Origin of the sequence: Flavobacterium sp. M31R6 (assembly GCF_013284035.1) — a bacterium.
GTDB lineage: Bacteria > Bacteroidota > Bacteroidia > Flavobacteriales > Flavobacteriaceae > Flavobacterium.
Genome location: NZ_CP054141.1, coordinates 3,738,920 through 3,754,232 on the forward strand (window position 1 = coordinate 3,738,920; position 15,313 = coordinate 3,754,232).

Sequence of the window (15,313 nt, forward strand, 5' to 3'; positions counted from 1 at the left end):
TAAACAAACTAATTCTTGCCATTGTATTTTCTTAAAAATTTACGTGTTTTCAACCCAGACTCTTTAAGGTCTTCATCCTTCCAATTTCCTTCTGAACTTGCAGATTTCTTTACCATCGAACAGGTTTCGTCTTTATCCGAAATGGACCAAGTAATCCAACTTAATTTTCTCGCTTCCATCCAATCGATGTATTCTTGCCAAGCTACATAATTCATTGGTCCATCACCAGAAGCTTCCATCCCAGCCGATTCAGAAACAAAAATTGGCAAGCCACTTTTTATTGCTTCGTCAGTTTTGTCTCTAAGTTCTTTTTTATGTGTCGCCGCATAGAAATGCATGGTATACATTAAATTAGTATAGCCTTTTATGGGATCCGCAGCTGGTAAATTGACGTCTTGATCCCATCTCGGACTTCCTACCAAAATAATATTGTCCGGATCATTGGCTCGAATCACTTTGATTACTTCCTCGGAATAGGCTTTTACTTCAGGCCACGTTTCATAGTCCGGTTCGTTAAAAACCTCATAGATTACATTTGGGTACTTTCCGTATTTCTTGGAGATTCCATCAAAATATTCCTTGGCTTCTTTCAAGTTAATATTATGGCTGTGCCAATCGATGATTACATAAATATCAGATTTGATGGCTCCTTTTATAACCGCTTCGATTTTATCTTTAGAAAAATCGGGTTCCTTCATATAAGGATGCTCCCCAATTTCGATTCCCATTGCAGCCCGAACAATCGTGCAATCGAAATCTTTTTTTAACCAAGCTACCGTTTTTTCATTATAAAACCTTGGCCAAATGCTATGCCAGCCAAGACTTACCCCTCTCAAAACAATTGGCATTTTATTTTTATCTACCAATTGAGTTCCTTTTACGCTAAGCTGCCCGTGCTTTTTGACGAATTGTGCGTTTGCTATGCTAAAACTTAATGCCAGCAGAAACAAGATAATTTTAGATTTTAATTTCATATCTCTAAATTAAGGAATTAGTCTTAGTGTAATTGCATCATGTGAAGCAATATCGGCAGTGAAATTCTTTTTGGTCGTTCCTACTTCTTTGTTTTTCCAAAGGTCTTTGATTTTGAAGTTTGTTTTATTGAAATCGGCTTCAAAACCAAAATCAGCATCTTTGATTGGATTTTTCTTCCAATCGTAGTTGATTTTTCTCGGTGCATCGGTTCTGTTTAAAAAGGTGATTGCCCAATTTCCATCGGATAAAGGTTTTACCCAAACTTCCAATCCGTCTTCGGCAGAAAGCTTGAATCCTTGTATTCCCAATTTATCCTGATTCACGGCAATCAACTCTTTATTGGTCAAAATAGCCAATGTTTCTTTGGACATTTTTCTGAAATCATTTCCGGCAATCAAAGGCGAAGCCATCATACACCACATCGAAAAATGGGTTTTATCTTCGGTATTGGTCATTCCGTCACCCACTTCCATCATATCAAAATCGTTCCAATGATCCGGCCCGGAAAATTTACGGATGTCTTTGCGCATTTCGGCAATTTTCATGAATCCCCAAGACGACCAATTCCCTTCCTCGTGATGGAACTCGCAATCAAAACATGGATAAATATCACCCGATATTCTCCAAAGGTTTCCTATTGGTTTTCCCCAATCCCAAGGTTTGTTGTCACCCCATTCGCAAAGACTGAAAACAATAGGTCGCCCTGCGGTTTTAAGAGCGTTACTCATCGTGGCATAAGCCTCGGGAGCGTTGATTCCTGCAGTATTACACCAATCGTATTTTAAGAAATCAATTCCCAAATTGGCATAAAAGCGTGCGTCTTGGTACTCATATCCTCGCGTGCCTGGGTAACCTGCGCAAGTGTGGGTTCCGGCACAATTGTACAGACCAAATTTTAGTCCTTTAGAATGTACATAATCGATTAAGGATTTCATTCCGCTTGGGAATTTGATTGGGTCTGGGACTAGATTTCCATCAGTATCACGCTCTTTTGTCATCCAACCATCGTCGAGAACAATATAATTGTAGCCTGCCGCAACCATTCCTGAGGCAACCATAATATCGGCGGTTTCTTTGACTAATTTTTCATCGATGTTCGTTTCGAAGGTGTTCCAAGAATTCCAACCCATTGGTGGTGTCATCGCAAGGCCTTCGAATTTTCCAGTGCCTTGTTTATAAACATTTCCTTGAGAGAATCCCTGAATTACGATGCTTCCTAAAAGAAAGCTGAGAAGTATTTTTTTCATTTTTATTTTTTTTAATTCTATTGTTTTAATCACTAAATTTCTTGTTCTGCAGAATTTGCGTGAGGGCTATCGGGATTGTGGTCACGCCCTAAATATTTTTATGGTTTTGTTGCATTTATTTTTATTTCGGCTTTTTTGAGCCCGTTGCTGGTCGCGGTCAACGTAATTTCGCCAGTTTCTCCAGTTGATTGCACAATGACTTGTGCCAAACCACTGAACAATGTGCGTTTCCATGCGGGCGCCGGCGTTAGGATTTGAATTGTTCCTGGATTGGTGTTGACAGTTCCCCACTTGTATCTGTAAATTAAAGGTACGGCAACAATCGCAATGGTGTTTTTCCCTGCACGGAGATTGGATTTGTCGAGTACGAAAGTGTCTCCTTTTTTGTTTTCAGGAATAGCATTTGCGATTAATTTTCCGTTGATGTAAATGGATTGCGATTGACCGATGCTATTATAAAACAGATTGATTTTGGTCTCTTTGTAGTTTTTGGGCAAATCAAAATCGGTCCGATACACCACGGCTTTAGTTTTCTTGCCAAAAATGGTGTCACGGCTGTCTTTGAAAGCCTTGTCCCAATTGGAAACATCGAGATTATCTACTGTCTCGGCAGTTTCTGAAATAGAATTGACGATTTTTTCTTTTAAGTTCGAAATATTGATAACCGCGTTAGTTTCCAAAAATTGGTCAGGTTCTACGGAAGTGGGCTTCCCGTTTCCAATACCGATTATTTTTCCCGGACCTGAAATGGTAAAGGCGATTTCGTTTTCGGAAATGAGTACTTGCAGGCCTGATTTGTCTTTGGTATCGACGGTAATCATCGCAATATCCACGTTATTTGCCTTAATAGTTTTTGTATTGGATTGCAGACCAATGGCGACTGCATCGGAAGTAGTTTTTACGGTTTCGGTTAGGGTTTTCTTTCCATTTTTAAAGCCAATCGCTTCCAAAGTTCCGGGTGCATAATTGACTTTCCATTCCAAGTGACCATTTTTTTCCATCGCCTTTTTTCCTAAACTTTTTTTGTTTAGAAAAAGTTCCACTTCATCGCAATTACTATAAGCCCAAACGTCAATGGGCTGTCCTTCTTTTCCGTTCCAGTTCCAATGCGGCAAAAGGTGCAAAACGGGTTCGGTTCCCCACCAAGATTTTAGGTACCATGCGTTGTCTTTGTAAAAACCACATTGATCAACCATTCCAAAATAGGAACCTGTCGCCGGCCACACATACGGAGTGGGTTCGCCACGGTAATCAAAGCCTGTCCAGATAAACATTCCGCCTAGATATGCTCTTGAATCATAGTGTTTCCAACCTTGTTCGATGCTATGCGCATTGGCCGATTGCGGAAAATCGTAGGCAGGTTTGTATTGTTTTTCGTTGTCTTCAAAATAAATGCCACGAGTTGCAAAGGTCGAGCCTTCCTCGGTTCCCCAACTGGCCAGATTAGGAAATTCGCGATGGTGTTTGTCGGTGGTCTCCTTGCCTCCGTGTTTGATGTAATTATAGCCTACTACATCAACAGCTGTGGCAATTCCGTTATCCCAATTACCACTAATTCCTGCCGTTATTCCTCTTGTAGTATCAATCGTTTTGGCAAAATCCTGCATGGTTCTGGCCATTCGGGTGCCAATGATATTTCCTTCTACGCCCCATTCTTCATTGGCGATGGACCAACTTATGATGGACGGATGGTTTCGGTCGCGGAGCATCATCCGTTTTAATTCACCCAACTGTACATTAGTAATTCCCATCAATCGGGTTTCGTCTATTACTACCATTCCCAAACGGTCGCAGGCATCTAGTAATTCGGGTGTTGGTGGATTGTGAGAACAGCGATAGGCATTGGAACCAAATGATTTTAAAATGGCGATTCTGAAATCCTGTAAACCATCGGGCATTGCCACTCCTACTCCCGCGTGGTCTTGATGGTTATTGGTTCCTTTTATTTTTAGGTGTTTACCGTTTAAGAAGAAGCCTTCGTTGGCATCAAAACGTAAGGTTCGGATTCCGAAAGTAGTTGTATGCGTATCGACTAATTCTGTTCCAACATAGATATTAGTCACCATTTTATGCAAATACGGATTATCTACCGACCACAATATCGGATTAGTCACCGCCAATTCTGCACTGAATTCTTTGGTTTCCATTGGTCTCAAATTCAGATTATCGATAGTTGCCGTGGCGATTGATTTTCCTGCACTATCGACAACAGTCTGAACTATTTTGAAATCTTGAAATTTATCTCCCTCATTGATTACCGAAACTTTAGAAGTCAGTTCGCCAGTATTTTCATTGAGTTTGGTTGTGCTCACAAAAGTTCCGTCTGCGGGTACGTGCAACGAACTGGTTTTGTTTAACCAAACGTGACGGTAAATTCCTGCGCCTTCGTAAAACCAACCTTCTTCCATCATGGCATCTACCCGAACGGCAATTGTATTTTCGCCCCCATAATTAACATAATCGGTAACATCGTATTCAAAACCCAAATAACCCGACGGATTATTTCCCAGATAATGCCCGTTGAACCAAACTGTCGAATTACGAAAAACGCCATCAAAAGCAATGTGTATTCTACGTCCCAAATCTTCTTCTGGAATCGTTATTTTTTTGCGATACCAACCAATGGTGGCTTCAGGAAATAATCTACCTATATTTTTGAATCCGTGGCTGTAACTCGCTTTTTCGCTAAATCCCTGCTCTATTGCCCAATCGTGCGGCAAATCTAATTTTCGCCAAGAGCGATCATCAAAATCGGTAGCAGCAGCTCCATCTCCATAAGTGGTTTTTGCCAAATAGGAGAAATAACCGGTTCCTGTATTAAAATCTTTGGCTGTATCGAAAGGATGACCAAAGGCAAATACCCAATTTTTATCTATGGAAATATGCTCCCGATTCCTGCTGTTTGAAGTCGATTGTGAAAAAACAGAAAAGGAAAAACTAAAGGATATAAAAAGCAGAAAAGGTATTGTATTGGGGTTTTTCATTTAATAATTTTTACAAAAAAAAGAAGAGTTCAACTTACAAGGATACTCAATAGAAACTAAAGATAGTGATACTTTTTTTTCAAAATATGCTTAAAAAACAGCAAAAAAAGAAAACACAAACTGTTCTAAAAAAAATATTCCCCAATTTTTCAATTAGGGAATATCTTAAACTAACTCAATAAACAAAAACCAAATTTTATTTTAATACAAAACCAATATTGTCAATATAGAATGTGTTCTCAACACCATCGCCTGCTGCATTTTTAGACATATTTTGGAATGTAATATTTTGAACATGATCTGCGTTGCCCAACTCCGCCCAGGTAAATACAAAAGTATTCCACCCAGTTGTAACAGCCATCATGTTTCTTTCAGACCAATCTCCATTAAAACATAACTTAAGTGTTCCTGGATTATCTGCTTTTATAGAAAGTCTAATTCCTTTATAATCGGATATTTGATCATACCAAGACCAGTTTCCTTGTACATTGTCCCAAGCGGCCATTTTCTTTTTGATATTAATTAAGCCTTGATCAGCTTTACCATCCGACTCATAGGTAAGATTATTCCAATCTGGAAAATCAAAACCATAATAAGCTATATCATCATAAATTGCGGTACCAATGGCATACTTAGAAGTTGCAGTACCCGAAATATTGGTTACTGAAATATACTTTTTATCAGCACCAGCAGGTAGCTTCACTTTAATTTCAGTTAAAGTAGAAGAAATTACAGGTACAGTTTCAGTTCCAATTTTAACAATCGGATTTAAGAAATAATTTCCATAAATTGTGATTAGGTCACCTTCTGCCGCATTAACTGGTTGAAAACTTCCAAAAGTTGGTGATGGCGGAGATACCACAAAATCGTAAACTATTGTACCCAATTTTGTAACAACTTTTAATTTATTACTTGCACCTGCATAAGGTGTTTTTTCATCTATTAATACAAATATTTCAGTATCTGTAACTAGTACAGGATTAAAATAAGTGTCAAAATCATTAAAGTAAATTTTTTCAACAGTCGTAAATCCAGAACCTCTAATAATATAGTAATTTTTTGGATCACCTTGTGTAACCGGAACTAAATCTCCTTCTTCGGCTTTGGCCACACTAGTAATTGCCAATGTCCCTGAACCTGAATTGGAACTATCATCACTACATGAAGAAAAAACACCCAGTACCAAAAGGGCCATTGAAACAATGGACAATAGGTATTTTATTTTTATATTTTTCATAATATCAATTTTAAATAATTATTTAAAGGTATATGGAACTGGTGGCTCTAGTAATTTTGGATTCTTTGCCACCTCATTATCTGGATAGTCCATATAAAAATCATTTGTTGCATGATCCTCGCTATATACCGGCGTATAGTAACGTGCTCCGTATCTGTCTCCTCTGTTTTGTGCTGACATAATTGCGATTGCTTTTGTTTTATCGATACGTCCTAAATCGAACCAATAGTCTCCTTCGAAACACAATTCTTTTCTTCTTTCAAGAAAAATATCATCAAAAGTTACACTTGTCAAATTACTCAATCCAGCTCTTCTTCTAACAGCGTTAATTGACTTCAAAGCTGCTGCATCAGTAGTGCTTCCTCCACCTGCCAAAACAGCTTCGGCATGAATTAACAATAACTCGGCATAACGCATTATATAAGTATTGTTGTCCATCATGGCCCAAGCATCTGCTGAACCTGTAGCAGCTCCGTTTACAACACCAATACAATATTTTTTGATTGCTCCACCAGATCCTTGCGCTAAATCTTTTCCGGTAGGCACTGTAAAACCAATTCCTTCGGTTGTTTTCATGTTTGGATAAGTATCTCCTGCAACCATGATCGTTTCATGTTTTCTTTTATCTGTAGCATCATATAAAGTAAAGATCTCTTGACCTGGCCCAAAAACTCCCGCATATGAAGCATTTGAAGTAGACAAATCTCCGTCTTTAAATCCAAATTGTGTATTACAGTTATTGGCAGAACCATAAGAACCATCACCTTTCCACTGAATGGCAAAAATAGATTCTTCGTTATTGTTGTTTGCATAAGTAAACAAGTCGGCAAAACTTTTTGATGGCAATTCATCACCACCTAGCAATTTAAATTCACCGCTATTAATAACTTCCTCAGCCATCGCTCTAGCATTAGCATAATCTTTTTTATACAAATATACTTTGGCTAACATTGCTTTTGCAGAACCTTTAGATACATGTCCGTTACTGGCATAATTAGCACCTCTAGTTTTGGCAACCAATAAATCAGCCGCTTTTAAGTAATCACTAGTTATCAATTTATATATGTCATCGACTGTATTTGTATTTACATAAGGATTACTTGTGAAATCTAAAGGGTTTTCAATAATTGGAACTGGCCCCCAAAGTCTTACTAAATCAAAATAAGCAGTAGCTCTCATAAAATAAGCTTCTCCAATAGCATTGTCCAATACATTTTTATCAACATCTGGCCCAACTCTACTGGCCAAAAAGTTAATAATCATATTAGATTGTTGCACATTGGCCCATAATGCCGACCAACCGTTTACCAATTCAGGATCACTTCCATTCAAAGCAAAAGTTCTTAATCCACTAACATCAGGAGATCCCGAGTACATGTTTCCTGAACCTACTTCAATAGCCCACCAAAATTTGTTATACATCTGAAACCAAGTTCTGCTGTACATCCCATTGGTTGCCGAACTTACTTGATCATTTGTGCTGTAATAAGAATCCAAACTTATCCCATCTTCTGAAGGTCTTTCTGTAAAATCTTCCTGACACGACCCAAACACAAGGAACGTTACCGCTACGAGCAGTAAACTATATCTATTTAAAAACAATTTCTTTTTCATTTTATCTTTTTTTAAAATTCTACGTTAAGTCCAATTGTAAATGTTCTGGCTACTGGGTATCTTCCATTATCAATTCCTGACAAAAGCACATTCTGATTAAATGAACCAATCTCTGGATCATAACCTGAATAATCAGTAAACGTAAGTAAGTTTTGAGCTGTACCGTATAATCTTAATCTTGTTACTTTAAATTTAGAAATAACGTCAGAAGGCAAAGAATACCCTAGTGTAACGTTTTGAATTCTTATATAAGAACCATCTTCAACATAACGATCTGAAATCAATAAGTTATTATTTGCTGAATCCGCAATAGGTCTTGGATTATTACTTCCTGTATTCGTAGCAGAATAATAATCCATAGCATCTACAAGCTGATTGTCATATAAAGACGCATTTGTTGTTCCCGCTCTTTTTGTCAAGTTCATTACATCATTACCGTACGATCCTTGCAAGAATATAGAACAATCAAAGTTTTTATATTTGAAATTATTTGTAAATCCAAAAGTCAAATCCGGATGAGGATTTCCAATAAATGTTTTATCATTTGCATCTATTTTACCATCTCCATTAATATCTTTGTATTTTACATCTCCCAAAGAAGTCTCTCCTGCCCCTGTTCCAACTGGCTGACCAAACTGAATTGGAGCACTGTTTAAAGTTGCTTGATCTTTGAATATTCCATCCGTTTTATATCCGTAAAACATTCCGATAGGATTATTAACCGTTGTATTGGTAACAACGACAGGTTGGTATCCATTAGTATTAACTTCTTGCGTCAAAATAATTCCGTTGGCAATTTCATCTAAATTATTTTTGTAATGTGATACAACCAAAGAGGTATCCCAATTAAAATTGCCTGAAGATTTAAGATTATATCCTAAAGTAATATCATATCCTTTATTACTCATCGTACCTAAATTAGAATAGGGTGCAGAAACCCCTCCGTATTGATTTCCACCTCCAGTTAAGTATAGAGGTAATGGCACTTGAAACAAAAATCCTTCTGATTTTTTATCGTAAAAATCGACGCTACCAAACAATTTAGATTCCAACATTGTAAAATCAATACCAAAGTTAGTTTGATTCAATGATTCCCAAACTAAATTAGGATTTGGATAATTCGCCGGTAAAAACCCGCTTCCCAATCCTGAGTTTTGAACATTCAACATCGCAGAATAGCTATTGTTTGGAATCTGTTGGTTACCAGTTTCTCCATAACCCAGTCTGAATTTAATATTATCCACATATTGACGCGTTCCCTCCATAAAAGACTCATTAGAAAGTTTCCAAGAACCAGAAATTGCGTTAAACACCCCTTTTTGGTTGTCTGTTGTAGGGTCAAATTTAGACGAAACGTCTTGTCTTGTAGAAGCTGTGATACTGTACTTGTCATTAAAGTCATAAATTACACGAGCAAAAAGAGACGAAAGAGAAGCGCTTCCTTTATATTGGGTTACTGTATTATTATCAACATCGGCCAAATTTAAGGTATGAATAGAATTTGTTTTAAAACCTTGCGCAGATGCTATTAATCCTTCCCAATGCGAATCATTTGCTTCTTGACCTAATAAAATTGTAAAATGATGTTTATCGAAAGTTTTATCATAAGTCAGTAAGTTTTTAATATTCGTAGAATACCAATTTTGTCTTCTAACATCTAGATCTGCTAATAAATTTTCTTGACTGCCCCATTTATAAGAAGGTCTAAAATCGTCATTTTCAGAAAATTCAGTATTTGCAGCAATCTCTATACGATATTTCAATCCTTTAAAAAGATCTGCCTCGGCATACATATTTCCTAAGAAATTTTTTCGAACCAAAGTATTTTCTCTAGTCAAAGCTTCTGCAACCGGGTTATAATAGGTAACACTTTGTTCTGATGACGGTGGTCCTGCAAATGTTCCATCAGCATTTCTAACTGGTATATCTGGAGATTGCAATAAAGTATTCGAAATTAATCCAGAAAAACTTTGGTTTACTGTAATATTCTCATTGGTAATACCTCCAGACATATTTCCTCCTACTCTTAACCAACTTTTAATTTTAGAGTCCAAATTTAATCTTACAGTATATCTTTTTAATCCAGAATTAATGATAGTTCCCTCATTATCCAAATAACTTCCAGATAAATAGTAACTAGTACCATCTTTAGCACCTGAAAAAGATAATTGGTGACTTTGTGAAATGGCTGTTCTATATACTTCATCTTGCCAATTTGTTCCAGGTCCTAATAATTCAGGATGTGAAAATTCCTGACGCGTTTGAAATCCCCATAATTTAGCCAAATCTGTTTTTAGAGTAGCATACTCCGGCAAAGTCAAAACATCTAATTTATTGGTAACATTACTAATTGAAGTGAAATTTTCATAAGCAACTCTACCTGTACCCTTTTTCCCTGATTTGGTAGTAATAATAATAACTCCATTAGCACCTCTTGAACCGTAAATTGCTGTTGCAGAAGCATCTTTCAAAATATCCATAGATTCAATATCACTAGGATTGATCATTGATAATGGGCTAACTGCATTGTTTCCGCTTCCTCCTGATGAAGAAAATCCATCTCTACCGGCCAAAGGACGACCACTTGTAGATTTTCCTGTAGCATCTCCAGAAACAGGAACACCGTCAATTACATATAAAGGTTCATTAGTTCCAGATATAGAAGTTGTCCCTCGAATCCTAACAGAAGCAGCACTTCCAGGAGCACCTGAGTTATTCGTTACACTTACCCCTGCAGCCTTACCTTGAAGCATCTGGTCAACACTTACTACTTTTAGGTTCTCAATATCTTTGGCTTTTACAGTAGAAACAGATCCATTAAGATTACCTCTTTTTTGAGTTCCATAACCAATTACAACGATTTCTTTCAAGTTTTCAGAAGCAGATGTCATAGTAACATTTAGCTTAGAACTTCCTTTTACCCCTACTTTTTTGCTGTCAAAACCAACAAACGTAAATGTCAATATAGCATTTGCAGGTACATCGATTGAGTATTTCCCGTCAAAATCAGAAGAAACTCCTTGTGCAGCACCTTCTGCTTTAATATTAACTCCAGATAACGGCAGATTATTAGCATCTGTAACAACACCTTGCACCTTAAGCTGTGCATTCATGATACCACAGGTAAATAGTAAGAACATCAATGGAACCTTTCTGTGGTTTACTTTCCAATGAATCAAGTCGGACAATAATTTTTTCATAATTAAAATTTGTTAGTTAAGTTTAATAATTTCCGAAAGGGTAATTCGGCTATTATTATTGGCATTAATAAATATGATTTATAATTAACAAATTTATAACAGTAGTTAACATCAAATTAATATTATTATATCATTTCATGATAATATATTTTCAAAATGAAAAATTTAATTACACATAACAAAATTATAATCAGAATTTTTTAAATTATTACTATTTAATACCTATAATATATGTCATATAATTAATTTTAAAATAAAAAATGCTTCCTGAAAGACTCTCTCAGGAAGCATTTTAACAAAAAAACTGAAGTGCGTTACAGGATTCTCTTTAATCCTGAAAAATCATCTCGGTATTGACTAGGGGTACATTTTTTAAAAGCCTTGAAACTTCTATTGAAATTGGCTATGTTATTAAAGCCCGACTTGAAGGCAACCTCCGAAACACTAAGGTCTTTCTCCACTAACCATCTGGCCGCATAACCGATCCGAATGTCATTAATATAATTGACAAATGTTTTTCCGGTGCGTTTTTTTATAAATCTATTAAAAGAAATCGTCGTCATGTTCGCCACGCCCGCTACTTCTTCCAGTGATAATTTTTCTGCAAAATTCTTTTGGATATAATCATAGATCAATTTCATTTTGTCATACTCTTCAAAAGTATCATTTTCAACGGTAAAAGTTGATAAAAGTCTTTGATTACGGGAGTTTGCGAGATCATATAATATGGAGATGATTTCCAAGAAATAATCCATCCCATCCAATTTGGATATCTTTATTAACCTCGGGGTGAGCATTTCGGCTACTTGATTTGAAAATAAAATACCATGTACCGAACGATTAAACATCTCCTTTATAGGTGTCATAATTCGCCTGGACAATAAAAATTCATGAAAAAGATCATTATGAAACTGGATTGTTATTTCGTGAATATCTTTGTTTTTACATTTATGCTGTTCCCAGCCATGATACAAATTAGGCCCAACCAATACCAACTCTATATCGTCAATCTCTTCTATATTGTCACCTACAACGCGTTTCACCCCTTTTCCGTTCAATATAAAATTGATTTCAAATTCGGGATGATAATGCACCGGATAATCAAATTCATCTTTAACTCTATCAAAAACCAAAAAACTATCTTGTGCTGCAAGTGGAACTATTTCTCTATGAAAATTTTTAAAAGCGCTCATAATTCATTTTTTTATTTGCAATAATAAGATATAAAATTGACAAAATAATATTAATCCAAAAGATGTTATTACTATATCTTTGAAAAATGGATTTATGTATTTTAAACTAAAAATATCATTAAAAAATACAAATCATTTTAAAGAGGTTATTTTTTTAATATTTTGACAAAAAATTAATAAAAACATAAAATTTTAACTTTAAAATTTTAATCATTTGATATTCAATTCGAATCGATCTTGATTATATTTTAAGCTAATAAAAACTCATTACAATAGATATGACAAAAACGAACTATATATTCTCACTTTTTTTAACTTTTAGTACATTTTACTCCTCTTACTCACAGAGCAGTGATACTAAATTATCATTATCTGACAAAAAAGCTACAAAAAATACCATACAGTTATATCAAAATTTATACAAAACAGCCAATAAAGGAATATTATTTGGTCATCAAGATGATTTGGCTTATGGTGTAAACTGGAAATACGAAGAAGGAAGAAGCGATGTAAAAGATGTTGTTGGAGACTATCCAGCAGTTTATGGATGGGATTTAGGAGGACTTGAAACTAAGTCAGATAAAAACATAGACGGTGTTCCTTTTGACAAAATGAGACAATACATCATTGACGGATACAACAGAGGAGGCATTATCACTATTAGTTGGCATTCTAATAATCCTTTAACAGATGGAAATGCTTGGGACACTACTCCAAAATCATTAGCTTCGGCTTTACCTGGAGGTCAAAGTCATGAAAAATACAAAGCTTGGTTAGACGAAGCTGCAAAATACATCTTAACTTTAAAGGATAAAAAAGGCAATTTAATTCCTTTGTTGTATCGCCCGTTTCATGAACTTACCGGAACTTGGTTTTGGTGGTGCAAAAACAATGGAAGTCCGGAAGAGTTTAAAAAACTTTGGAAATTCACTATTGATTATTTCCAAAAGAAAGGCGTTCATAATTTAATATATGTGTACAATACCGCCGATTTTAATTCTAGAGAAGATTTCTTGGAATACTATCCGGGTCCCGAATATGCTGATATTTTAAGTTTTGACAAATACATTTACAACGACCCTTTGAAGGATAATTCGTTTGTGGAAAATTGCCAAAGACAATTTGGAATAATAGACCAAATTGCCAAAGAGCAACATAAAATCATTGCTTTTGCAGAAACAGGTTATGAGGCCATTCCTTATGACAAATGGTGGACAGACACTTTGATGAAAGCAATGGGATCCTACAAAATATCCTATGTGTTAGTTTGGAGAAATCACGGCTGGCAAGAGAAAGAACAAAAAATGCATTATTATGCACCGTTCAAAGGACAAGTAAGTGAAAAAGATTTTATTCAATTTTACAATCTAGATAATACTCTTTTTGAAAAAGATGCCGCAAAAATAAACCTTTATAAAAAATAAAACCATGACAACAAACCCCAAGAAAGTAATGGATAGTAAAATCAGTTTAAAAGAAAAAGTTGGTTACGGATTAGGAGATGCCGCTTCCTCCATGTTTTGGAAAATTTTCAGCATGTATCTTATGTTTTTTTACACCGATGTCTTTGGGATAGCGCCTGCCGTGGTTGGAACCATGTTCTTGATTACCCGTATCTGGGATTCCTGCTTCGATCCATTGGTTGGAATTATTGCAGACCGTACCAAAAGCCGTTGGGGAAAATTCAGGCCTTATTTATTGTGGACGGCAATTCCATTTGCCATAATTGGAGTACTGACTTTTTACACTCCAGATTTTGACGAAAAAGGAAAAATAATATATGCATACGTTACTTATTCCTTAATGATGATGATCTATTCTATCATTAATGTGCCATACGCTTCCTTGCTGGGGGTAATGTCTGGTGACCGAAAAGAACGCACAACCCTTTCCTCCTATCGTATGGTTTTTGCCTTCGGCGGAAGTTTATTGGCTCTTTGGTTAATTGAACCATTAGTAAATCATTTTGGTGGAAGTTTAAGCTCCAAAACAGGCTGGTTATATACCATAATCGTTTTTGGAATCATTACTACGATATTCTTTTGGTCTTGTTTTTTCTTAACAAAAGAAAGAGTACTCCCTATAAATGATGAAAAACCAAATTTAAAAGAAGATTTAAACGATCTTCTTAAAAACAGACCTTGGTGGATTTTATTAGGTGCGGGAATTGGCGCTTTGGTATTCAATTCAATCCGTGATGGGGCTGCAGTTTATTATTTCAAATATTATGTAAGCAGTACCGTGAGTTATAGTTTCAACATTTTGGGAGAAAATTTTGCAATGACTCCAACCACACTTTATCTGGTATTGGGACAAGCCGCAAACATCATCGGTGTGATTGCAGCCACTCCGATTGCTAACAAAATTGGTAAAAAGAAAACTTTTTTTGGTGCTATGGCACTTGCTGCAATCTTAAGTATCTTTTTCTATTATATCGGAAAAGAGAACATCGTACTTATCATGGTTTTCCAAGTAATGATTAGTATTTGTGCAGGTTGCATCTTCCCATTAATCTGGTCTATGTATGCTGATAGTGCTGATTACTCCGAGTGGAAACAAGGAAGAAGAGCTACTGGTCTTATCTTTTCGGCTTCCTCAATGTCTCAAAAATTTGGTTGGACAATCGGTGGGGCTGCAACAGGATGGCTTTTAGGGTACTTTGGCTTCCAAGCAAACGTAGTGCAAACTATCACTGCACAAAACGGAATATTATTAATGCTGAGCATTCTTCCGGCAATTGCTGCAGCACTATCTGTACTTTTCATCCTATTCTACCCATTATCCGAAGAAAAACTGCAGACCATTGAAGACGAACTTAATCACAAAAGAAATTTAAACAAATAATACTTGATTTTAGAAAATT

9 protein-coding genes are annotated in these 15,313 nt (G+C 36.0%); 2 read left to right on the top strand and 7 right to left on the bottom strand.

What is annotated here, in order from left to right:
* Positions 1 to 8: 8 nt before the first annotated feature.
* From HQN62_RS15445 to HQN62_RS15475, 7 genes are all read right to left on the bottom strand, one after another.
* Positions 9 to 974, bottom strand: coding sequence for a glycoside hydrolase family 5 protein (locus HQN62_RS15445; RefSeq protein WP_173505048.1), 966 nt, complete (start codon positions 972 to 974; stop codon positions 9 to 11).
* A gap of 9 nt (positions 975 to 983) precedes the next feature.
* Positions 984 to 2,222: a glycoside hydrolase family 27 protein gene (locus HQN62_RS15450; RefSeq protein ID WP_173505049.1), complete on the bottom strand. Its 1,239-nt coding sequence runs from the start codon at positions 2,220 to 2,222 to the stop codon at positions 984 to 986.
* Positions 2,223 to 2,320: 98 nt separating this feature from the next.
* Positions 2,321 to 5,206 (bottom strand): beta-galactosidase GalA, encoded by a 2,886-nt coding sequence (gene galA, locus HQN62_RS15455; protein ID WP_173505050.1) that lies wholly within the window; start codon positions 5,204 to 5,206, stop codon positions 2,321 to 2,323.
* Between the two features lie 196 nt (positions 5,207 to 5,402).
* Positions 5,403 to 6,443: an IPT/TIG domain-containing protein gene (locus tag HQN62_RS15460; protein WP_116797572.1), complete on the bottom strand. Its 1,041-nt coding sequence runs from the start codon at positions 6,441 to 6,443 to the stop codon at positions 5,403 to 5,405.
* An 18-nt stretch (positions 6,444 to 6,461) separates the two neighbouring features.
* A complete protein-coding gene (locus HQN62_RS15465; protein WP_173505051.1) occupies positions 6,462 to 8,057 on the bottom strand; it encodes a RagB/SusD family nutrient uptake outer membrane protein in 1,596 nt (531 codons plus the stop codon).
* Positions 8,058 to 8,068: 11 nt separating this feature from the next.
* Entirely contained in the window at positions 8,069 to 11,257 is a 3,189-nt protein-coding gene (locus HQN62_RS15470; RefSeq protein ID WP_173505052.1) for a SusC/RagA family TonB-linked outer membrane protein, read from the bottom strand.
* A gap of 314 nt (positions 11,258 to 11,571) precedes the next feature.
* The gene (locus HQN62_RS15475) at positions 11,572 to 12,450 is read right to left on the bottom strand and encodes a helix-turn-helix domain-containing protein (RefSeq protein WP_116797569.1); all 879 of its coding nucleotides are present in this window, start codon (positions 12,448 to 12,450) and stop codon (positions 11,572 to 11,574) included.
* Between the two features lie 278 nt (positions 12,451 to 12,728).
* On the opposite strand from HQN62_RS15475, the gene HQN62_RS15480 reads away from it, so the two are divergent.
* Together HQN62_RS15480 and HQN62_RS15485 are read left to right on the top strand one after the other, a co-directional pair.
* A complete protein-coding gene (locus HQN62_RS15480) occupies positions 12,729 to 13,874 on the top strand; it encodes a glycoside hydrolase family 26 protein (protein WP_173505053.1) in 1,146 nt (381 codons plus the stop codon).
* Between the two features lie 4 nt (positions 13,875 to 13,878).
* Complete coding sequence (locus HQN62_RS15485; RefSeq protein WP_254454446.1) at positions 13,879 to 15,294, top strand: MFS transporter; 1,416 nt, start codon at positions 13,879 to 13,881, stop codon at positions 15,292 to 15,294.
* Positions 15,295 to 15,313: the final 19 nt, after the last annotated feature.